Source organism: Amycolatopsis bullii (genome assembly GCF_014654205.1).
Taxonomy (GTDB): domain Bacteria; phylum Actinomycetota; class Actinomycetes; order Mycobacteriales; family Pseudonocardiaceae; genus Amycolatopsis; species Amycolatopsis plumensis.
Map to the genome: position 1 here is coordinate 23,529 of NZ_BNAW01000060.1, position 19,775 is coordinate 43,303.

Below are 19,775 nucleotides of genomic sequence, written 5' to 3' on the forward strand. Positions count from 1 at the left end.
CGGCGTCCGCCCTGATCGGGTCCACCCGGACGAGTGGCCGGTGAGGAACGCAACTCGGCGGTCCACGGGCCGGTAACGAGCGTTAACCTCGGTCGTCGCCTGTTCACTTCGGGAGGTTTCGTGTCTTCGCTGTCCTTCGCCGGCAAGCGGCCCGTGCTGGCCGACCTCGTGCCCGGCTCGCTCGTGCGGGACATCGCGCTGGTCGCCGGCGGTGCCGTGCTCACCGGCGCCGCCGCGCAGCTGACGATCCCCGTGCCGGGCAGCCCGGTGCCGATGACCGGCCAGACGTTCGCCGCGCTGCTCGTCGGCGCGTCGCTCGGCATGTCGCGCGGTGCCGCCTCGATGCTGGTGTACCTGCTGGTCGGCGCGGTGGGCGTGCCGTGGTTCCAGCACGGCACCGCGGGCCTGTCCGGCGCGAGCGCCGGCTACATCGTCGGGTTCGTCTTCGCCGGTGCCCTGGTCGGCGCGCTCGCCGGCCGCGGCGGCGACCGGACGCCGGTGCGCACCGCGGGCACCATGGTGCTCGGCAACCTGGTCATCTACGCGTTCGGCGTGCCGTGGCTGATGGCCTCGACCGGGTTCGACCTGTCGACGGCGTTCGCCAAGGGCGTCACGCCGTTCCTGATCGGCGACGCGATCAAGATCGTCGTGGCCGCCGGTCTGCTGCCGCTGACCTGGAAGCTGGTCTCCGGCCGCACGCAGGACTGACCTCGTGAGTGGTTAGGGCGGTTCTCACCGCCCTAACCACTCACGACCGGGTCCTCCGCGACGCGAGTGGCCCGTTCGCGACGGAGCACCGATCTTTGTCGGTGGCGGCGGCTAATGTGTGTCGCTGTGCCCGCCCGAACCGATTTCCCCGGCGTCCTCGAACTCCTCACCCACGCGGTGGAGTCCGTCGGCGGTGCCGAACGCCCAGGGCAGGTCCAGATGGCCGACGCCGTCGGCCGCGCCATCCGCACCGGTGAGCACCTGGCCGTGCAGGCCGGCACCGGCACCGGCAAGTCACTGGCCTACCTCGTCCCCGCGATCCGGCACGCCGTCGAGAAGGAGGCCACGGTCGTGGTCTCCACGGCCACGATCGCGCTGCAGCGCCAGCTCGTCGACCGAGACCTCCCCCGCCTGGCGAAGGCGCTGAAGAAGCCGCTCGGCCGCGAGCCGACCTTCGCGATCCTCAAGGGCCGCCGCAACTACATGTGCCTGCACCGGCTGGATTCCGGCGCGCCGGACGAGCCGGAGGACGCCCAGCTCTTCGACCCGTTCGCGGTGTCGCGGCTGGGCAAGGAGGTCACGCGGCTGCGGGAGTGGGCCTCGGACACCGAAACCGGCGACCGCGACGAGCTCGTCCCCGGCGTCTCCGACCAGGCGTGGCGCCAGGTTTCGGTGACGGCGAAGGAATGTCTCGGCGCTTCGCGCTGCCCGATCGGCACGGACTGCTTCGCCGAGAAGGCCCGTGCCGAGGCCGGCCGCGCCGACGTCATCGTCACCAACCACGCGCTGCTGGCGATCGACGCGCTGCAGGGCTACCAGGTCCTGCCGGACCACGACGTGGTGATCATCGACGAGGCCCACGACCTGGTCGACCGGGTCACCTCGGTCGCCACCGGCGAGCTGACCAGCGCGATGTGCGCGGCGGCCGCGCGCCGCTGCGGCAAGCTCATCGACGCCGACGTCGCCGACCGCCTGCTGGAGGCGGGTGACGGGCTGGCCCTGATCGTCGACGACCTGCCCGCGGGGCGGATGGACGAGCTGCCGCGGCCGCTGAAGGGCGCGATCCCGGCGGTCCGCGACGCCGCGCACGCGTGCATCACGGCGCTGGGCAGCGACCGCAAGGAGGACGTCGAGGGGGCCACCGCGCGCAAGCTGGCGCGGTCGCTGCTCGACGAGGTGCACGACACCGCGGTCCGGCTGCTGGAGGCGTTCGACGACGACCAGGCGCACCAGCGCGACGTCGTCTGGCTGTCGGGCGACAAGTACTCGTCGAACCCGCGGCCGCCGGCGCTGAAGGTGGCGCCGCTGGGTGTCGCCGGCCTGCTGCGCGAGCGGGTGTTCAACCAGCACACGACGATCCTGACTTCGGCGACGCTGACCCTGGGCGGCACGTTCGACACGATGGCGCGGCAGTGGGGCCTCCCGCCGGGCGCGGCCCGGGTGGAGCAGGCGCCGGGGGCGGCGACGGAGAAGGAAGCGCCGTCGGACGAGTCGGGCCCGAAGTGGACCGGCCTGGACGTCGGCTCGCCGTTCGACCACCGGCGCAACGGCATCCTGTACCTGGCCAAGCACCTGCCGCCGCCGGGCCGTGACGGCCTCACGCCGTCCACAATGGACGAACTGGCCGAGTTGATCGAGGCCGCGGGCGGACGCACGCTCGGGCTGTTCTCCTCGATGCGGGCGGCCAAGCAGGCCACCGAGGAGATGCGGGAGCGGCTGGACTTCCCGATCCTCTGCCAGGGCGACGACGCGACATCGCTGCTGGTCCAGAAGTTCTCCGAGGACGTCCGCACGTGCCTGTTCGGCACGCTGAGCCTGTGGCAGGGCGTGGACGTGCCCGGGCCGTCACTGCAGCTCGTGGTGGTCGACCGGATCCCCTTCCCGCGCCCGGACGACCCGGTGTCGTCGGCCCGGCAGCGCGCGGTGGAAGCCCGCGGCGGCAACGGGTTCTTGACGGTGGCGGCCACGCACGCGGCGCTGCTGCTGGCGCAGGGCACCGGGCGGCTGCACCGCGCGGTCAGCGACCGCGGGGTGGTGGCCGTGCTGGATTCGCGGCTGGCGAACGCCCGCTACGGCGGTTTCCTGCGTGCGTCGCTGCCGCCGTTCTGGCCGACGATGGACCCGAAGGTGGTGCGGGAGGCACTGCGCCGGCTGGACGCAGCCGCGCCCGCGTGACGCGGTCCACAGCCGCGCCCGGTACGGTGAAGCCACCGAAGCAACAAGGGAGCACCGGTTGACCCAGGATTCGTCCAGCGCCCAGTCCCGGACCGTCAGCGTCGACGACACCGGCGTGCGGCGGCGGCTCGCGGACGGCAGCGAAGAAGCTGTCACGTGGGCCGGCCTGTCGTCGGTGATGGTGCGGGTCATCCCCGACGGCCCGTGGAACGAAGACGTCTTCTTCATGCTGGTGGGCACCGACGGCAAGGGCACCGCGGTCCCGAGCGGCGACCCGGCGGCCGACGCGCTCATCGAGCGCCTGCAGGCCCTGCCGGGCTTCGACAACGAGAAGTTCATCGAGGCCATGACGACCGACGCCGACCAGGCCTACGTCGTCTGGGAATCCGGCCAGAACTGAAGTGCGCTGCCCGGTCTGCGGCGAGGAGAGCCTGAGCCCGCTCGCCGATCTCGACGCATCCAACTGGCTTGTCGCGCGGTTCAAGCGTCCCGGACTGCTCGAGTCACGTCCGAGCTTCGCGGCGCTCCACGCCCGAGTCTGCCGATCGTGCGGCGCCCTGCTGCCGTTCCTCGATCAGAAGCAACGCGACGAGCTCGCCGAAGAGTGGGACACCCTGATCCCGGTCGCACCGGACCCTAAACCGGAAACTCCTCCGTCACCGGAATCCCCTTCTTGAGCGTGCGGCTCACCGTGCAGAGCCGTTCGATCGCGCGATCCACAGCACCGGCCAGCGCGTCCCGCTGATCCGCCGTCAAAGTGGACACGTCGACATCGAAAGCGACGTGGACGGCGTCCAGCTCCGAAGCACCTTCGCGGCGGTCGGCGTCGACGGTGACGCGGAACTTCGCGTCCTCACCGATCCGCCGGACGATCAGCTCCTCCGCCGTCACCGCGCTGCAGCCCGCGGCCGCGATCTGCAGCAGCTCGGCGGGCGAGAAGGCCCCTTCCGCGCCCTTGCGACCCAGCCGCACCTCCGCGCCGCGTTCGTTGCGCCCGACGAACGCGTGCTCGCCCGTGCGTTCCACTTCCAGTGTCATGTCCGCTCCAACCGGGTCAGGATGCCGCTTGTTCCGGCGCCCACTGGGCGAGCACCGTGATCGTGCCCGGATCGACCTCGGTGAACCCGGCGTCTCGCACGGCGATGACGCGGTCGCGCCGCCACGCGCCCTCCGGGTCGTCGCCCGGGTGCAGTTCCTTCCACTGCACCACGCTCGCCGTGCGCACGGCGACCCGGAACCCCTGCGCGGCCCAGGCGGCCCGCTCGGCGTCGCCCAGCAGCGCGGCGAGGATCATCGTCGCGTGGCCGACCTGGGCGGCGCCCTTGCCGACGGTCATCGGCACGTGCGGGTTGAGCAGCAGCAGCGGGACGCCGTCCGGGAGCGGCCCCGGCTCGTCCGGCGGCAGTTCGCTGCCGGAGATCTGCAGCCGCGCGACTTCCTTGGGGGTCTCGGTGACCAGCCCCGGCACGAGCGCCCGCGCCTCGGCGCCGTCGACCTCGACGGTGATGCCCGGCAGGTCCTGGACGGCCGCCCAGTGCGCGCCCCGCGCCCGCCGCGCGACCTTGCGGATCCGGTTGTCGAGCCAGGCGTGCACCGGCTCGGCCCACTCACCGCCGGGTTGCGAACGCTCGTCGAGGCACACCGCCAGCGCGGCCGCGGCCGCCGCCTCCAGCAGCGGCGTGCGGCCCGGCGGCTCGGCGCGTTCGATGCGGAGGATGACCGGCATCGCGCGGACTTCGTCGGGGAGCTCGTCGGAGGTGTCCGAAGTGTCTTCGGCCGGAAGCCCCAGCCAGAACGCGTAGCGGGCGCCCAGGGGGTCGAGAACGCTGCTCACGGCCGCATCAGCTCGAGCCCGTCGGCAGCGTCGGCCGCTTCGACCTCGCCGCGGGTGAGGCCGAGCACGAACAGCACGGCGTCGAGGTACGGGTGCGACAGCGCGGTGTCGGCCACCTCGCGCAGCGCGGGCTTCGCGTTGAACGCGACGCCCATGCCTGCGGCCGACAGCATGTCGATGTCGTTCGCGCCGTCCCCGACGGCGACGCACTGCTCGAGCGGGATGTCGTACTCGGCGGCGAAGCGGCGAAGCACCTTCGCCTTGCCCGCGCGGTCGACGACGTCGCCGATGACCTTCCCGGTGAGCTTGCCGTCCACGATCTCGAGCTCGTTCGCCACGGCGAAGTCGAGCCCGAGCTCCTCCGCCAGACCGGCGATGACCTGCGTGAAGCCGCCCGAAACGACGCCGGTGCGGAAGCCCATCCGCTTGAGCGTCCGGATCGTGGTGCGGGCGCCCGGGGTCAGCTCGATCGACGCGGCGACCTGGTCGATCGCCGACGCGGGCAGGCCCGCCAGGAGCGCGACCCGCCGTTCCAGCGACTCGGTGAAGTTCAGCTCGCCGCGCATGGCCGCTTCGGTGATCTCGCGGATCTCCGGCTCGACCCCGGCGTGCGCGCCCAGCATCTCGATGACTTCGCCCTGGATCAGGGTCGAGTCCACGTCGAACACGACGAGCCGCTTCGCCCGGCGCGTGATGCCGGCGCGCTCCACGGCGATGTCGATCCCGGCCTCGACCGCGGCGTCGGCGAGTTCCGAGCGCAGCGCGGCGTCGGCTTCGGGGGTGTCCTCGTCGACCGAGACGTACAGCTCGAGCCCGGTCACGGGGTAGTCGGCGACGCTGCGGATCGCGTCGATGTTGGCGCCCAGGGCGGCCAGCCGGCGCGCGACCTCCGAGAAGCCCCGCGCGGTGACCGGGCGGCCCAGGACGACCAGCACGTGGGAGGAGTCACGGCGGCCGAGCGCGAACGGGTCGTCACCGATCGCGTTGCCGATCTTGACGTCGACCTGCATGCCGACGGACGCCATCGCCTGCTCGACCGCCTCCTGCAGGCCCTCCGGGTCGCGGTAGACCCCGGCGAGCACCCCGAGCACGAGCTGCCCGCGGATGACCACCTGCTCGACGTCGAGCACGTCGACGTCGTGCCGGGTCAGCACGGCGAACAGCACGGACGAGACACCCGGCTTGTCGGGGCCGGTCGTCGTGATCAGGACGGGGGTCTGGGTCACTGGTCATCCCTCGTTCGGCAACGCTGCACGGCCAGTCTGCCGGTCCGGGGCCGGACATAAGTAGAGCGCGTGCCCGGCTTCACATCAGCCGGGCACGCGCTCACTCGATCAGGTGCTGCTACTTGTCGCCCTGCTCGCTCGCGTTGTCCTTGGAGTGGTCTCCCGGGATCACCGCTTCGGTGAGCAGCTGCGACGGCGCCGCGTGGCTGTTGACCTTCTGCTTCCCGAAGAAGCCGATCTCGCCCTCGTTGTGGATGCGCTCGATCATGTGCGGGTAGTGCAGCTCGAACGCCGGCCGCTCGGAGCGGATCCGGGGCAGCTCGGTGAAGTTGTGCCGCGGCGGCGGGCAGGAGGTCGCCCACTCGAGCGAGTTGCCGTAGCCCCACGGGTCGTCCACCGTGACGATCTCGCCGTACCGGTAGCTCTTGAAGACGTTCCAGATGAACGGCAGCGTCGAAGCACCGAGGATGTACGCGCCGATCGTGGAGATCGTGTTCAGCGTGGTGAAACCGTCGGTGGTCAGGTAGTCCGCGTACCGGCGCGGCATGCCCTCGGCGCCCAGCCAGTGCTGGACGAGGAACGTGCCGTGGAAGCCGATGAACGTGGTCCAGAAGTGCCACTTGCCGAGCTTCTCGTCCATCATCCGGCCGGTGATCTTCGGGAACCAGAAGTAGATGCCGGCGAAGGTGGCGAACACGATCGTGCCGTAGAGCACGTAGTGGAAGTGCGCGACGACGAAGTAGCTGTCCGACACGTGGAAGTCGATCGCCGGCGCGGCCAGCATGATGCCGGTCAGGCCGCCGAAGAGGAACGTGACGATGAAGCCCATCGAGAAGATCATCGGCGTCTCGAAGGACAGCTGGCCCTTCCACATCGTGCCGATCCAGTTGAAGAACTTGATGCCGGTCGGGACGGCGATCAGGAACGTCATGAAGGAGAAGAACGGCAGCAGCACGGCGCCGGTGGCGTACATGTGGTGTGCCCACACCGCGACCGACAGCGCCGCGATGGCCAGCGTCGCCCAGACCAGGCTCTTGTAGCCGAACAGCGGCTTGCGGCTGAACACCGGGAAGATCTCCGACACGATGCCGAAGAACGGCAGCGCGACGATGTACACCTCGGGATGGCCGAAGAACCAGAACAGGTGCTGCCAGAGGATCACGCCGCCGTTTTCGGGGTCGAACACGTGCGCCCCGAGGTGCCGGTCCGCCAGCAGGCCCATCAGGGCCGCGGTCAGGATCGGGAAGGCGAGCAGGATCAGGATGCTGGTGACCAGGATGTTCCAGGTGAAGATCGGCATCCGGTACATCGTCATGCCCGGCGCGCGCAGGCAGACCACGGTGGTGATCATGTTGACCGCGCCGAGGATGGTGCCGAGACCACCGATCACCAGGCCGGAGATCCAGAGGTCGGCGCCGACGCCCGGCGAGTGGATGGCGTCCGACAGCGGGGTGTAGGCGAACCAGCCGAAGTCGGCGGCGCCACCCGGGGTCAGGAAGCCCGAGATCACGATCAGGCCGCCGAAGAGGTACAGCCAGTACGAGAACGCGTTCAGCCGCGGGAAGGCGACGTCCGGCGAGCCGATCTGCAGCGGCAGGACGAAGTTCGCGAAGCCGAAGAGGATCGGGGTCGCGTACAGCAGCAGCATCACCGTGCCGTGCATGGTGAAGAGCTGGTTGTACTGCTCCTGCGACAGGAACTGCTGCCCGGGCCGCGCCAGCTCGGTGCGGATCAGCATGGCCATCGCGCCGCCCGCCATGAAGAAGGCGAACGACGTGACCAGGTACATGATCCCGATCTGCTTGTGGTCCGTCGTGCGGAACAACCGCAGCAGGTACGAACCCTTAACCGACTCGCGCGCGGGGTACGGGCGCGTGGCGATCGGCTTGGGGGCTACGGCCGTCACTCCTGCCTCCAACACTGAAACCTTGTGGTGGTCATCGTCGCGCCACCGGGGCCCGGGAAGACCCGATCCGGCGGCTTAGGGGGATCGTAGCCCTCGCTACCGACAGTCGCGCGCACCGGCTGGCAAGATCGGCGCGTGGCCGACGACTACACCCGCGCGGCGGTGCGCGCGGCCCGCGCCGTGACCGCCCGGCTGGGGCTGCCCGGCCACGAGCCCGAAGTGCTCCACGAACGGTCGAACGTGCTGGTGAGACTGGGTCCGCTGGTGGCCAGGGTGCCCGCGACCACCCGCCTGGCGCGGACCGGGCCGGCCTGGCAGGAGCGGGACGTGGCGGTGTCGGAGTTCCTCACCGAACGTGGTGTGCTCGTCGTCTCACCCACCACGGATCCCCCGGCCGGACCCCATTTCGCCGAGGGGCTTCCGGTCACGCTCTGGCACCACACGCCGCACGATCCGGGCCGCCGGTACGCCCCGGACGTCGTCGCGCGGTCCCTCGCCGAGGTGCACGCGGCGCTGCGGGCGTACCCCGGCGAACTGCCCCGGCGCGGCCCGCTGGACGACCTCGGCCACGTCTTCGACCGCCACGGCCTGGACCCCCGGTTGCGCGCGGAGGCGGCCCGCCTCGCCGCGACGCTGCCGGAGGCCGCCGTGCAGCCGCTGCACGGCGACGCCCACCCCGGGAACCTGATCGCCACGCCCGCGGGGCCGTGCTGGCTCGACTTCGAGGACACCTGGCGCGGACCGCTCGCCTGGGACCTGGGCATCCTCGCCCGCCAGGGCGGCCCGGAGTTCCTGGCCGCCTACCCGGGCGAAGTGGACGAAGAGGCACTTCGCGTGTGTACGCGGCTACGCGAGCTGTACTCGGTTGTGTGGCGGTTCGTCATCGCCATCCGGTTCCCGCACCGGCTTCCCGACGCGCGCTCGGCGCTCACCGCCTATTTCGCGTGAGTCGCGGGGTACCACGAGAGGATCGCCTCGACCACGCCCGCGGGGTCTTCGAGCGGGGTCAGGTGGCCGGCGTCGGGCAGCACGACGAGCGTCGCGCCGTCCAGGGCCTCGGCCATTTCGCTCGCCGCCGCCACCGGGGTGATCTGGTCCTCTTCGCCGACGATGACCAGCGCCGGGACCTCGGCGTCCCGCAGCAGGTCCAGCGAATCGGGCCGGGTGCGCAGCGCCAGCGCCGTCCAGGAGATCCCGGCGGGTGGCTGGGACTCGATGATCTCCCGGACCGACTCGACGATCTCGGGATGCTGTTCGCGCGTCGATTCCGCCAGCAGGTTGGGCAGGTTGGCCTCGGCCAGCCAGGTTTTGGTGCCTTCGCGCTCGACGCGGGCCGCGACGTCCAGCCGGGTCTGCGCGGCCTCGGGCGTGTCGGGCGTGGCCTTGGTGTCGATGAGCACGAGGCCGCCGACCCGCTCCGGCGCGAGCCGCAGCACGGCCATCGCGAGGTAGCCGCCCATCGAGCAGCCACCGAGCACGACGCGGTCGAGATCCAGCCGGTCGAGCAGGGCGACGACGTCCCGCGCGGCGTCCTCGAGGCTCGGTTCGCGGTCGGTCTCCGGCAGCGGCGAGCGGCCGAGCCCGCGCTGGTCCGGGGTGATCACCCGAAGGTGTGAAGCGAGGGGTTCGCGCACCGCGTTCCACATGCGGGAATCCAGGGGGAAGGCGTGGAGGAGGACCAGCGGCAGTTCGGTCATGCGCGTCATTTTGTCGGACCCCCTCGCTAGCTTCGCCGATGTGTTCACCGACATCGAAACCGACCGGCTGCTGCTGCGCCCGCTCCGCGAGGCGGACCGGCAGGCGATGGTCGACATCCACACCGACCCGCGGACCAACCGCTTCCACCCCGACCCACCCGACGTCCGGCGCGCGTCGGAGATGTTCTCGGCGTGGCTGGCGCACTGGGCCGAGCACGGCTTCGGCTACCCCGCGGTCCTCGAACGCGGCGGCACCGAGGTACTGGGCACGTGCGGCGTCCGGCTGCGCGAGTTCCACGGCGAGCAGGTGCTGAACCTCGCCTACCGGTTCCGGCCGTCGGCGTGGGGGAAGGGGTACGCGGTGGAGGCGGGGCGAGCGGTCTTGGAGTGGTGCGCCCGTGAGCTGCCGTCCGTGCCGGTGCTGGCGAGCGTGAGCACGGCGAACAAGCCGTCGCTGCGGGTCGCCGAGCGCCTCGGCTTCACGGAGTACACGGAGGAGGTCTACGAGGGCGAGATGTCCCGCCACTACCGGCGCTGAGCACCAGCCGAAGCTTGACAACTCCAAAGCGAATCCCACCGACGCTCCGCCGAAACCCCGCGCCGGCGCGGTCGTAGGCCGAGGTCCGGCGCGAGCTACCAGCGGCAATGCAGCCTTGGGCCGGTCCGCGAGCACCAGCCTCGGCGCGCTCCCGGTCGAGGCCCGGCGCGGGCTATCAGCACCGGCGCGGCCCTGGGCGAGGTCTGGTGGGGGGCTACCAGCGGCGATGTGGCCGCCGCCGGGCCCGCGCTTCCCAGCAGGCCCGGTGCCAGTGCCGCCGGTCGGCGACGGATCCGGTCTCGTCGGCGGGCCAGACCACGAGGTGCGGCGTCCCCGGCCGGATCTCGTGGTCGCACCCGGGGCACCGGTAGATCTTCGTGGCCTGGCTCCCGGGCACGGTCCGCACGAGCCAGTCCCCGTCGGCCCCCGACTCGGCCCGCGCCCACCCGGTCGCCGCACCGAGGTCCCGCTCGGGCGGCCCACCGTCCGAGCGGCGGCCGGGACGGTTGCGTCGTGGCACGCCCAAACGGTAACCGCCACCCCCACCCATCCCGACCGACCCTCCAAGTACGCAACCCGACCCTTCCGGCACGCAAGCCGACCCTCAAATCACGCGAGCCGTCCGCCCGGGTACGCGAGCCGACCCTCCAGGTACGCAAGCCGACCGCCCAGGTACGCGAGCCGTCCGTCTAGGCACACGAGCCGTCCGCCCAAGTGCGCGAGATGCCCCGCCAATCACGCGTGATGCCCGCCCAGTCACGCGAAATCCCCCTTCAATCACGCGTGATGCCCGCCCAAGCACCGCAAGAGCCGCCGGCGCTCAGGCCGCCCGGCCCGCCACCCGGCCGCCGGCGCCCAGGCGGTGCAGGATCGCGTCGTGGGCGAGGCCGTCCCAGCCGAGCCTGCGGAGGGTGCGGCCGGTCCGGCGGAAGTCCTCGCCGCCGAGCACGGACATGATGGTGATCGCCGCGTCGACCATCGGTGTGGCCACCCCGGCGCACCGCGCGAGTGCCTGCAGCGGCACCAGCGTCGAGCGGATGTCCTCGGTCAGGAAACGGTGGTCGAGGCTGGTCGGCGCGGTGATCGTCCGGTACGGCTTCACCGTCCGCAGCGCGTCGAGCAACGTCGTGGCCGGGCAGCCGTAGTAGCGGTCGAGGACCTCGGTCATGGGCAGCAGCCGGGCGCCGTACGCGTCCGCGACGGCGGCGAACTCGGCCTCGGTGCGTTCGAGCAGGGCGATCGTCCGCGCCGAGACGCCTTCGACGTAGAAGAGCAATTCCTCCGCGCGGTCGATGGCGCCGAGGTTGGCGAGCGCGATCGGCACGTGCGCGACCGCGCCGAAGTCGTGCAGGCCACGTTCCACCGGGTTGCGCGCGATCTCCAGCATCGGGAACCACTCGCGCAACAGCCCCGCGCGCCGGGCGACGGCGGCCGAGGTGCTCCCGGAGATCAGGTTCCACCCCTTGACGCCGAGCACGGTGACGCCATCGGTCCCGGACGGCCGCGCGGCGAACAGCGCGTCGGTCTCCACGACGTCGACGTCCGGCGCTCCGGCGGCGGCGAGCGCGTGGGCGAACTCGACGCTCCCGCACAGCTTGCCGGAGAACAGCACCACCACCTGCCCCGGACACAGGTGCGGAGCGAGCCGGGCGGCGACCTCCGGGTAGGCGGTGGTCACGGTGGCGACCAGTACGACGGCCCGCGCCCCCAACTCGGCCGGGTCCGCGGTCACCTCCCGGAGCCGGAACCGCCCGTCGAGCACCCCGCGCGCGACGATCTCCCGGCAGCGCGCGATCTCCCCGGCGGCCTCGAGATCCCGCGTGTAGAGGTGCACGGGCAGCTCCCGCGCGGCGAGGTACGCGGCCACGGCCCGCCCCTCGCCGCCCGCACCGACGATCCCGATCCCGTCCAGCACGCTCATTCCGCCCACTCCCGTCAGTCCGGCACGCAGTGGACAGGTCGGCACCGGGACGGGGAAAGTTCCCGCGAGAGCACGTTCGCGGAAGCCGGGGACGCCCGTGTCGACCCCGCAATCACCCGAGCGGACCCTCCGGCACGCGTACTCGGGCGGGCGACTCACGTACCTGGACGGTCGGCTCGCGTACCTGGAGGGTCGGCTATCCCTGGGCCAGCGCCAGCGGCACCAGCTGCTCCGCGCTGGTGAGCGACCCGTGCTGCCCGATCAGCGACGACTCCACGGCTTCCGCGAGCCCGCGCACCATCCCGAACCGGTCGCGGGCCGCGGCGACGACGTCGCCGATGCGGGGCAGCACCCGGTCGCTCACCGTGTGCCCGAACCAGCCCTCCGCGACCGCCTCCTCGCGCGAGCGCACCCAGGCCCGCTCGCCCAGCACCTCCCGCCAGGCCGCGAGGACGTCCGCGGCCGCGCCCGGCTCGGTGTAGACGTGCCGCGCGCGGACCTCGCCGCCGAACGTGCGGACGCCGGCGAGCAGCTCCGGGGTTTCCTCGAGGTCGAGCTTGTCGTCGACGGTCACCATCCCGTGGTCGGCCACCACCGCGAGCAGCGCGCCGGGCGGCAGACCGTCCACAAGGGACTCGACGAGCCGGTCGACCTGCCGCAGCTGCATGCGCCAGGCGGGGGAACCGGGGCCGTGGACGTGCCCCAGCAGGTCGAGTTCGCTGTGGTAGGCGTAGCAGAACGCGCGTCCGCCGAGCACCGACAACGTCCGCGCGGCGAGGTCGCCCAGCGCGTGGACACCGGCGTACTGCGCCCCGCGCTGGGTGGCCAGGGTCAACGCCGTGTCCCGGAACTGGGCGGACGACACCACGGCCGCTTCGACGCCCGCCGCGGCGGCGCGCTCGAACGTCGTCGGCAGCGGCTGCACCTCGGAGGGCGGGAGGGCGCCCCGCAGGTCGCTGCCGTCCTCGTGGCTGCACCAGCGCAACGCGTTGAGCACGCCGGTGCCGGGCATCTCGAAGGTGTAGCCGACCATCCCGTGCTCGCCCGAGGCGAGCCCGGTGCCGATCGCGGCGACCCCGGCGGCCGTCGTCGACGGGAAACCCACGCGCAGCGGCTCGCGGGCAAGCTCGGTCAGCACCGGGGCGTCGGCGGCGTGCTCGGCGAGCAGCTCCCAGCCGAGCCCGTCGACGAGCAGCACGCCGGCGCTGCGGGCCTCCGGCAACGTCAGGACGTTCCCGCAGCCGGGCACCCCGAGCGCGGCGAGCAGGGACGGGACGACCTGGCCGAGGTGCGGGACGTCGGCGAGCGAGGGCGGCTGCACGCGCCCAGCTTCCCATCCCCGGGCGCCTCCGGCGATAATCGCGGCATGCCGACCTACGCCTACCGCTGCCGCGAGTGCACCGAGACGTTCGAGCTCCTGCGCCCGATGAGCGAATCCGGCGCGCCGGCGGCCTGCCCGGAGGGCCACGCCGACACCGTCAAGCTGCTCACCACGGTCGCGCTCACCGGGGCCGCGAGCGGTCCCGCGGCCCCGGCAGGCGGCGGCGGTGGCTGCTGTGGTGGCGGCTGCTGCGGCTGACCGGGCTCAGAGCGCCTTCAGCGCCTGCTCCAGGTCGGCCCACAGGTCCTCGACGTCCTCGAGGCCGACGGACATCCGGATCAGCTGGTCGGACACGCCGGCGCCGTGGCGGTCGCCCTCGTCGACGATCCGGTGGCTGATCGACCCCGGGTGCTGGATCAGCGTGTCGACGCTGCCCAGGCTGACGGCCGGCGTGATCAGCCGGACCGCGCCGATCAGGGCGTGCGGGTCGCCGTCGACTTCGAACGCCACCAGCGGTCCGCCGATCCGCGGGTAGTGGACGGCGGTCACGGCCGGGTGCTCGCCGAGCCGGGACACCAGCGTCGCGGCGGTCGCCGACGCCGCGTTGACGCGCAGCGGCAGCGTGGAAAGCCCGCGCAGCAACAGGTATCCGGCCAGCGGGTGCAGCACGCCGCCGGTGGCGAAGCGGATTTGCCGCAGCCGGGCGGCTTCCGCCGCGTCGCAGGCGACGATTCCGCCCATCACGTCGCCGTGGCCGCCGAGGAACTTCGTCGCGCTGTGCAGCACCATCCGGCCACCGTGGTGGCCGGGCCGCTGCAGGACCGGGGTGGCGAAGGTGTTGTCGACCGCCAGCGGCACGTCGCCGCAGGCACGAGCCAGCTCGGCGATGTCCGCTTCGGCCAGGGTCGGGTTCGCCGGCGTCTCGACGAACACCAGGCCGGTGTCCGGCCGCAGCGCGGCAGCGACGGCGCCGGGCGTGGCCCAGGTGACCTCCGTGCCGAGCAAGCCGGACTCGAGCAGGTGGTCGCTGCAGCCGTAGAGCGGGCGCACGGCGACGACGTGCCGTTTCCCTTGCGCCACCGCGGAAAGCAGGCAGGCCGAGACGGCGGCCATGCCGCTGGCGAACGCGACGCCGTGTTCGAAACCCTCCAGCTCGGCGAGCGCGCGCTCGAACCGTTCGACGGTCGGGTTGCCCACCCGGCCGTAGATCGGCGGCCCGTCGAGCTCGGCGCCGGCGGCGAAAGCGTCGATCCGGGCGGCTTCGGCGGCACTGTCGCGGGACGGGTAGGTCGTGGACAGGTCGAGCGGAGCGGCGTGCACGCCGAGGTCCGTGAGATCGTCACGGCCGGCGTGGACGGCCCGCGTGCGCAGCGAGGAAGTCATGCCAGCATGGTCGAGCTTTTCCCGGGCCGCGAGCAACACTCTCGGATATCATTCGGCGATGTCCGCTTCCGTCGAACTGAGTCCGGTCGATCTCGAGATCCTGCGCCTGCTGCAGAACGATGCCCGGATCACCAACAAGGACCTGGCGGCCGCGGTCGGCATCGCACCGTCGACGTGCCTGGACCGCGTCGCCCGGCTGCGGGACACCGGCGTGATCACCGGGCAGCACGCGTCGGTCGATGCGGCCAAGCTCGGGCGGCCACTGGAGGCGTTCCTGTTCGTCCAGGTCCGCCCGCACCGGCGGCCGTTGGTGGACCCGTTCATCGAGCACCTGCTCTCGCTGCCGGAGGTGCGTGCGGTCTACCACCTGACCGGGCCGGACGACTTCCTCGCGCACGTCGCGACCAGCTCCGCCGGGGAGCTGCAGCGGCTGGTGCTCGACGAGCTGACCGCACGCGACGAGGTGGCCCGCGTCCACACGAACCTCGTCTTCCAGCACTGGAGCGGCGGCCCGCTGCTGCCACCGGGCGCCTGACCGCACAGCACCTCAGAGGCTGTCGAGCCAGCGGCGGGTCTCGCGCGGGGACGTCAGCCGGACGACGGCCGGGCCGGGTGACTCGGCGGCCCACGCCCGGATGCGGGCCCGTTTGCTCGCGAACGAGGTGAAGTGCCAGCGGATGATCGAGTCCGCGGAGAACATCTGGCGGAACGACTCGACGTTGCCGTTGCAGATCCGGCGGCGGGTCAGCGCCCGCACGAACGTCCGGCGCACCAGGCGGCTCAGCGAAAGCCAGCGCGGGTAGTCCAGACCCACGATGAGCTGCGCGCGGGGCAGCACGACGTCCTGCCACCTGCTGTAGACGGCGTCGAGGACCCAGCGCTTCCCCGCGCACACCTCGGCGATCCGGCGGACCTGCTCGTCGTCCGGCACCCCGACCCAGCCCGGCAGCCAGGTGAGGTCGTCGGCCGCGTGGTAGGGCAGGCCGGTCCGCTCGGCGATCCGGGCGGCGAGCGTCGACTTGCCCGAGCCGGTCACGCCGATGATGACGATGCGGTCAGGCCTCGAGGTCACGAGCGGGCTCCCGCGGGCCCCGGTAGGGCAGGGTCTGGCTGTAGACGAGGTTGGTGGTCGTGCTGCCGAACTGGCACAGCTCGTCGACCGTGCGCTCGAGGTGGGCCATGGAGGCCGCGGCGATCTTGAGCGTGTAGCAGTCGTCGCCGGTGGTGCGCAGGCACTCGAGGATCTCCGAACGCTCGGCGAGCAGCTTGTGCAGCGGCTCGTGACGGCTGCCCGGGTACTTGAGCCGGACCACGGCGAGCACCGGGTACCCGACCTTGCCGAGGTCGATCTCCGCGCGGTAGCCGCTGATCACGCCCGCGGCCTCCAGCCGCCGGAGCCGTTCGGTCGCCGCGGACGCGCTGAGGTTCACGCGGCGGCCCAGCTCGGTGAGCGGCAGCCGGGCGTCGCGCTGGAGCTCGGCCAGGATGGCCCAGTCCGTCGGGTCGAGACTCTCGGTCATCCGCCGAACATACCGTGGGATCCACGGCCGAACGGGCCGAACGCCGTGATCGTTCCCTTCCGGAATCGGGCAAACCGCCGATAGCCTTTCCGGGTGAAGATCGGCGTGAACGTCCCCAACTTCGGGCCCGGCACGGACCCGGGTGTCCTGCGCGCCTGGGCGCAGACGGTCGAAGGCCTCGGCTACGACCTGCTGATGGTGTCCGACCACGTCGCCATCACGCCGGACGTCGCCGGGCAGTACCCGGCGCCGTTCTACGAGCCGTTCACGACGTTGTCGTGGCTGGCGGGGATCACGCAGCGGGTCCGGCTGGGCACCACCGTGCTCGTGGTGCCGTACCGGCATCCCCTGCTGGTGGCGCGGATGGCGGCGAACCTCGACGCGCTCAGCGGCGGCGGCCGGCTCGTGCTCGGCGCCGGGATCGGCTGGGCGAAGCAGGAGTTCGAGGCGCTGGGCGTGCCGTTCGAGCAGCGCGGCAAGCTCACCACCGAACACCTGCGGGCGATCCGCGCCGCGTGGGCCGAGCGCGACGACTACCGCGCGGGGCCGATCCCGCTGTGGCTCGGCGGGCACAGCGACGCCGGGTTGCGCCGGGCGATCGAACTCGGCGACGCGTGGCACCCGCTGCGGCTGACGATGGCCGGGTTCCGGGAAACGCTGGCACGTCTGGAAAAGCTGGCCGGCGACCGGCCGGTGCCCGCCTTCGCGCCGCGCATCCTGCTGCGGGTGACGGCGGCGCCGGTGACCGGGCCGGACCGGCGCGCCGGTGAGGGCACGCTGGAGCAGGTCCTCGACGATCTGGCGCAGTTGCGCACGCTGGGGGCGGACACCGTCGTGCTCGACCCGTTCGACTCGGACCCGGCCGAAACGCTGCGCCCGGAGGTGGCGTGGCGTGATCTCGCGGCGGTGGCCGCATCCTGGAGGGAGAACCTGTGAAGGACACCGAAGAAACCCTGCTGCGGCGGGCGATCGAGCTCGCCCGCGAGGCGCGCGAGGAACACGGCAACCCGCCGTTCGGCTCGCTGCTGGCCGACGCCGACGGCAAGATCATCGCCGAGGACCGCAACACGTCGCTGACCGACAACGACATCACGGCCCACCCGGAACTGAAGCTGGCCCGCTGGGCGGCGCAGCACCTGGACCCGGAAACCGCGGCGGCCACGACGATGTTCACCAGCACGCAGCCGTGCGGGATGTGCGTCGGCGCGATCGAACGGTCGAGGCTCGGCCGCGTCGTCTACGCGCTGTCGACGGAACAGTTCCTCACGCTGCGCCCGCCGCTCACGTGGGGCGGCCCCGAGCTGGACGGCCCGGCGCTGTTCGACGAGGCCCGCGTGCCCGTCGAGGGTTACTACACGTGACGAGTTACCAGGTGCGCCCGGTGGCGCGCATCGAGTCGCCCTTGACGGACCGTGCGACGGCACCGAAGCAGGGCGACGAGGGCGCGCCACCGTCGCGGGTGGTGTTCGCACCCGAGTTCGCCCCGGCGGCGGCCGACCTCCGGCCGGGCGACCGCCTGGTCCTCCTGACGTGGCTGCACGAAGCGGACTGCGAGGTCCAGGCTGTCCACCCGCGAGGCGACCGGGACCGCCCGAGCACCGGCGTGTTCTCGACGCGCTCACCGGACCGCCCGAACCCGATCGGCCTCCACACGGTCACGGTGACGGCGGTCGACGGCGGCACGCTGACGGTCACGGGCCTGGAGGCCATCGACGGCACGCCGGTGCTCGACGTCAAGCCCGTCCTCGGCGAGGTGGCCGAACGCTGATCAGTAGTCCTTGAAGCCCTTCCCGGTCTTGCGGCCCAGCCGTCCGGCCGTCACGAGGTGCTCCAGCAGCGGCGCCGGCGCGAAGCCTTCCTCGCGGAACTCGTTGTACAGCGTCCTCTGGATGGCCAGGGAGACGTCGAGGCCGACGACGTCCAGCAGTTCGAACGGGCCCATCGGCAGGCCGCAGCCGACCTTCATGGCCGTGTCGATGTCGTCCGCGCCCGCGTAGTGGGCTTCGAGCATCTTCACCGCGTCGTTGAGGTAGGGGAACAGCAACGCGTTGACGATGAAGCCCGCGCGGTCGCCGCAGTGCACGGCGTGCTTGCCCACCGCGGCGCAGACCGCGCTCGCCGTCGCCACCACGTCCGGGGCGGTCGCGATCGTCGACACCACCTCGACCAGCTTCATCACCGGGGCCGGGTTGAAGAAGTGGAGACCGACCACGTCGGACGGCCGGGACGTCGAGGCCGCGCACTCGATCACCGGCAGCGAAGACGTCGTCGTGGCCAGGACCGCGCCGGGGCGGACCACCTCGTCGAGGGCCGCGAACACCGCCTGCTTGACCGACAGTTCCTCGGCCACCGCCTCGATGACCAGGTCGACGTCGGCCAAGGCCTCGAAGTCGGTGACGGGGGTGATGCGCGCCAAGGCAAGCGCCGCGTCCTCTTCGGACAGTTTGCCCTTGACCACGGCCTTGTCGAGCGACTTCTTGACGCGAGCCACGGACGCCTGGGCCTTTTCCAGGCTCCGGGCGCGCAGCACGACGTCGAGGCCGCGCTTGGCGAACACCTCCGCGATGCCGGTCGCCATCGTCCCGGTGCCGACCACGCCGACCCGCGCCACCGGCCGCGGCGGCACACTCTCCACTGTGGACACCGTGCCGGAGGCGACCACGGTGGGCGAGTCCGGGGCGTCGTAGGTGTAGAAGCCCCGGCCGGTCTTGCGGCCCAGCAGGCCCGCGGTGATCATCTGCTTGAGCAGCGGCGCGGGCGCGTGCAGGCGGTTGCGGGACTGGTGGTACATCGTGTCGAGGATTTCGTTCGCGGTGTCCAGCCCGATCAGGTCGAGCAGCGCGAGCGGGCCCATCGGGTAGCCGCAGCCGAAGCGCATCGCGGCGTCGAGGTCCTCGCGCGTGGCGTAGCGCTGTTCGTACATCCGCACGGCGTGGTTGAGGTAGCCGAACAGCAGCGCGTTGGCGATGAACCCGGCGCGGTCGCCGATCACCACCGGCACCTTGCCGAGCCGCTCGGCGAACTCGACCGCTTCGGCGACCACGTCCGGCTCGGTCACCACCGTCTTGACGATCTCGACGAGCTTCAGCACCGGCGCCGGGTTGAAGAAGTGCATGCCGACGACCTTGCCGGGACGCGCGGTGTGCACCCCGATCTCGGTGATCGACAGCGACGAAGTGTTGGACGCGAAGACCACTTCGGGCCGGGTGATCTTGTCCAGCTCGGCGAAGACTTCGGCCTTCAACTCGAGACTCTCCGGAATCGCTTCGATCACCAAGTCCACTTCGGACAGATCAGACAGCGATGTGCTGTAGGTGATCCGGTCCAGCAGCGCCGTGCGACCGGCCGCGTCCAGCTTGCCGCCGGAGAGCGCCCGTTCGGTGGAGTGCTCGAGGTGACCGCGGCCGCGGGCGACGCCGGCTTCGTCGAGCTCGACCGTGACGACGTCGAGCCCGCTGCGCGCGAGCACTTCGGCGATTCCGGCCCCCATGGTGCCCAGGCCGACCACACCGACCGTCGAGATGTCCCGCGCCATCGAGGCCTCCA

22 protein-coding genes are annotated in these 19,775 nt (G+C 71.9%); 10 read left to right on the forward strand and 12 right to left on the reverse strand.

What is annotated here, in order from left to right:
- Window positions 1-120: 120 nt before the first annotated feature.
- The 3 genes from IE317_RS38910 to IE317_RS38920 all read left to right on the forward strand — a co-directional run bounded on the left by IE317_RS38910 (window position 121) and on the right by IE317_RS38920 (window position 3,283).
- Entirely contained in the window at window positions 121-708 is a 588-nt protein-coding gene (locus tag IE317_RS38910) for a biotin transporter BioY (RefSeq protein ID WP_191316375.1), read from the forward strand.
- A gap of 126 nt (window positions 709-834) precedes the next feature.
- A complete protein-coding gene (locus IE317_RS38915; RefSeq protein ID WP_308443421.1) occupies window positions 835-2,883 on the forward strand; it encodes an ATP-dependent DNA helicase in 2,049 nt (682 codons plus the stop codon).
- Between the two features lie 58 nt (window positions 2,884-2,941).
- Window positions 2,942-3,283 carry a hypothetical protein gene (locus IE317_RS38920; protein WP_013229471.1) on the forward strand — a complete coding sequence of 114 codons (342 nt, stop codon included), beginning with the start codon at window positions 2,942-2,944 and terminating at the stop codon, window positions 3,281-3,283.
- Window positions 3,284-3,519: 236 nt separating this feature from the next.
- Here IE317_RS38920 and IE317_RS38930 read toward each other — a convergent pair whose 3' ends face one another.
- From IE317_RS38930 to ctaD, 4 genes are all read right to left on the reverse strand, one after another.
- On the reverse strand, window positions 3,520-3,921 hold the full coding sequence (locus IE317_RS38930; protein WP_191316378.1) for an OsmC family protein: 402 nt from the start codon (window positions 3,919-3,921) through the stop codon (window positions 3,520-3,522).
- Window positions 3,922-3,937: 16 nt separating this feature from the next.
- A complete protein-coding gene (locus IE317_RS38935) occupies window positions 3,938-4,717 on the reverse strand; it encodes a peptidyl-tRNA hydrolase (protein WP_191316379.1) in 780 nt (259 codons plus the stop codon).
- A complete protein-coding gene (serB, locus tag IE317_RS38940) occupies window positions 4,714-5,943 on the reverse strand; it encodes a phosphoserine phosphatase SerB (RefSeq protein WP_191316380.1) in 1,230 nt (409 codons plus the stop codon). The genes IE317_RS38935 and serB overlap by 4 nt, the downstream gene beginning before the upstream one ends.
- A 118-nt stretch (window positions 5,944-6,061) precedes the next feature.
- A complete protein-coding gene (gene ctaD / locus IE317_RS38945; RefSeq protein WP_191316381.1) occupies window positions 6,062-7,849 on the reverse strand; it encodes an aa3-type cytochrome oxidase subunit I in 1,788 nt (595 codons plus the stop codon).
- 135 nt (window positions 7,850-7,984) lie between these two features.
- On the opposite strand from ctaD, the gene IE317_RS38950 reads away from it, so the two are divergent.
- Window positions 7,985-8,797, forward strand: a complete 813-nt coding sequence (locus IE317_RS38950; protein ID WP_191316382.1) for a phosphotransferase — start codon at window positions 7,985-7,987, stop codon at window positions 8,795-8,797.
- On the opposite strand, the gene IE317_RS38955 is transcribed toward IE317_RS38950, so the two are convergent.
- On the reverse strand, window positions 8,785-9,546 hold the full coding sequence (locus IE317_RS38955) for an alpha/beta fold hydrolase (RefSeq protein ID WP_191316383.1): 762 nt from the start codon (window positions 9,544-9,546) through the stop codon (window positions 8,785-8,787). The two genes, IE317_RS38950 and IE317_RS38955, sit on opposite strands and share 13 nt — an antisense overlap.
- On the opposite strand from IE317_RS38955, the gene IE317_RS38960 reads away from it, so the two are divergent.
- Window positions 9,545-10,084 carry a GNAT family N-acetyltransferase gene (locus IE317_RS38960; protein WP_191316384.1) on the forward strand — a complete coding sequence of 180 codons (540 nt, stop codon included), beginning with the start codon at window positions 9,545-9,547 and terminating at the stop codon, window positions 10,082-10,084. The two genes, IE317_RS38955 and IE317_RS38960, sit on opposite strands and share 2 nt — an antisense overlap.
- 214 nt (window positions 10,085-10,298) lie before the next feature.
- Here the strand turns inward: IE317_RS38960 and IE317_RS38965 are convergent, their stop codons facing one another.
- From IE317_RS38965 to IE317_RS38975, 3 genes are all read right to left on the reverse strand, one after another.
- A complete protein-coding gene (locus tag IE317_RS38965) occupies window positions 10,299-10,604 on the reverse strand; it encodes a hypothetical protein (protein ID WP_191316385.1) in 306 nt (101 codons plus the stop codon).
- 300 nt (window positions 10,605-10,904) lie between these two features.
- Complete coding sequence (locus tag IE317_RS38970) at window positions 10,905-12,005, reverse strand: NAD/NADP-dependent octopine/nopaline dehydrogenase family protein (RefSeq protein ID WP_191316386.1); 1,101 nt, start codon at window positions 12,003-12,005, stop codon at window positions 10,905-10,907.
- A gap of 196 nt (window positions 12,006-12,201) precedes the next feature.
- Complete coding sequence (locus IE317_RS38975) at window positions 12,202-13,326, reverse strand: alkaline phosphatase family protein (RefSeq protein ID WP_191316387.1); 1,125 nt, start codon at window positions 13,324-13,326, stop codon at window positions 12,202-12,204.
- Between the two features lie 45 nt (window positions 13,327-13,371).
- Here IE317_RS38975 and IE317_RS38980 point away from each other — a divergent pair, with 45 nt between their 5' ends.
- The gene (locus IE317_RS38980) at window positions 13,372-13,584 is read left to right on the forward strand and encodes an FmdB family zinc ribbon protein (protein WP_020640946.1); all 213 of its coding nucleotides are present in this window, start codon (window positions 13,372-13,374) and stop codon (window positions 13,582-13,584) included.
- Window positions 13,585-13,590: 6 nt separating this feature from the next.
- Here the strand turns inward: IE317_RS38980 and IE317_RS38985 are convergent, their stop codons facing one another.
- Entirely contained in the window at window positions 13,591-14,709 is a 1,119-nt protein-coding gene (locus IE317_RS38985; protein ID WP_191316388.1) for a trans-sulfuration enzyme family protein, read from the reverse strand.
- Window positions 14,710-14,767: 58 nt separating this feature from the next.
- Between IE317_RS38985 and IE317_RS38990 the strand changes: the two genes are divergently transcribed.
- Window positions 14,768-15,244, forward strand: a complete 477-nt coding sequence (locus IE317_RS38990; protein ID WP_086840754.1) for an Lrp/AsnC family transcriptional regulator — start codon at window positions 14,768-14,770, stop codon at window positions 15,242-15,244.
- A 12-nt stretch (window positions 15,245-15,256) separates the two neighbouring features.
- Here IE317_RS38990 and IE317_RS38995 read toward each other — a convergent pair whose 3' ends face one another.
- Complete coding sequence (locus IE317_RS38995) at window positions 15,257-15,781, reverse strand: adenylate kinase (RefSeq protein ID WP_191316389.1); 525 nt, start codon at window positions 15,779-15,781, stop codon at window positions 15,257-15,259.
- Window positions 15,765-16,229, reverse strand: coding sequence for an Lrp/AsnC family transcriptional regulator (locus IE317_RS39000; RefSeq protein WP_191316390.1), 465 nt, complete (start codon window positions 16,227-16,229; stop codon window positions 15,765-15,767). Before IE317_RS39000 ends, IE317_RS38995 begins: the two co-directional genes overlap by 17 nt.
- A gap of 93 nt (window positions 16,230-16,322) precedes the next feature.
- On the opposite strand from IE317_RS39000, the gene IE317_RS39005 reads away from it, so the two are divergent.
- Genes IE317_RS39005 through tsaA form a run of 3 tightly spaced genes read left to right on the forward strand, consistent with a single transcriptional unit; the run spans window position 16,323 to window position 17,997 of the window.
- Window positions 16,323-17,165 carry an LLM class flavin-dependent oxidoreductase gene (locus tag IE317_RS39005; RefSeq protein ID WP_191316391.1) on the forward strand — a complete coding sequence of 281 codons (843 nt, stop codon included), beginning with the start codon at window positions 16,323-16,325 and terminating at the stop codon, window positions 17,163-17,165.
- Window positions 17,162-17,590, forward strand: a complete 429-nt coding sequence (locus IE317_RS39010) for a nucleoside deaminase (RefSeq protein ID WP_191316392.1) — start codon at window positions 17,162-17,164, stop codon at window positions 17,588-17,590. Before IE317_RS39005 ends, IE317_RS39010 begins: the two co-directional genes overlap by 4 nt.
- Window positions 17,587-17,997 (forward strand): tRNA (N6-threonylcarbamoyladenosine(37)-N6)-methyltransferase TrmO, encoded by a 411-nt coding sequence (tsaA, locus tag IE317_RS39015; protein WP_229903148.1) that lies wholly within the window; start codon window positions 17,587-17,589, stop codon window positions 17,995-17,997. Before IE317_RS39010 ends, tsaA begins: the two co-directional genes overlap by 4 nt.
- On the opposite strand, the gene IE317_RS39020 is transcribed toward tsaA, so the two are convergent.
- A complete protein-coding gene (locus IE317_RS39020) occupies window positions 17,998-19,764 on the reverse strand; it encodes a 3-hydroxyacyl-CoA dehydrogenase family protein (protein WP_191316393.1) in 1,767 nt (588 codons plus the stop codon). It abuts the gene before it with no gap.
- Between the last annotated feature and the right edge of the window lie 11 nt (window positions 19,765-19,775).

What these genes read in the sequence shown, in the direction of transcription:
- IE317_RS38980 (WP_020640946.1), top strand. Translation starts at nt 13,372, where the DNA reads ATGCCGACCTACGCCTACCGCTGCCGCGAGTGCACCGAGACGTTCGAG.
- IE317_RS39020 (WP_191316393.1), bottom strand. Translation starts at nt 19,764, where the DNA reads ATGGCGCGGGACATCTCGACGGTCGGTGTGGTCGGCCTGGGCACCATG.
- IE317_RS38955 (WP_191316383.1), bottom strand. Translation starts at nt 9,546, where the DNA reads ATGACCGAACTGCCGCTGGTCCTCCTCCACGCCTTCCCCCTGGATTCC.
- IE317_RS38970 (WP_191316386.1), bottom strand. Translation starts at nt 12,005, where the DNA reads ATGAGCGTGCTGGACGGGATCGGGATCGTCGGTGCGGGCGGCGAGGGG.
- IE317_RS38930 (WP_191316378.1), bottom strand. Translation starts at nt 3,921, where the DNA reads ATGACACTGGAAGTGGAACGCACGGGCGAGCACGCGTTCGTCGGGCGC.
- IE317_RS38990 (WP_086840754.1), top strand. Translation starts at nt 14,768, where the DNA reads ATGTCCGCTTCCGTCGAACTGAGTCCGGTCGATCTCGAGATCCTGCGC.
- IE317_RS38985 (WP_191316388.1), bottom strand. Translation starts at nt 14,709, where the DNA reads ATGACTTCCTCGCTGCGCACGCGGGCCGTCCACGCCGGCCGTGACGAT.
- IE317_RS39000 (WP_191316390.1), bottom strand. Translation starts at nt 16,229, where the DNA reads ATGACCGAGAGTCTCGACCCGACGGACTGGGCCATCCTGGCCGAGCTC.
- IE317_RS38960 (WP_191316384.1), top strand. Translation starts at nt 9,545, where the DNA reads ATGCGCGTCATTTTGTCGGACCCCCTCGCTAGCTTCGCCGATGTGTTC.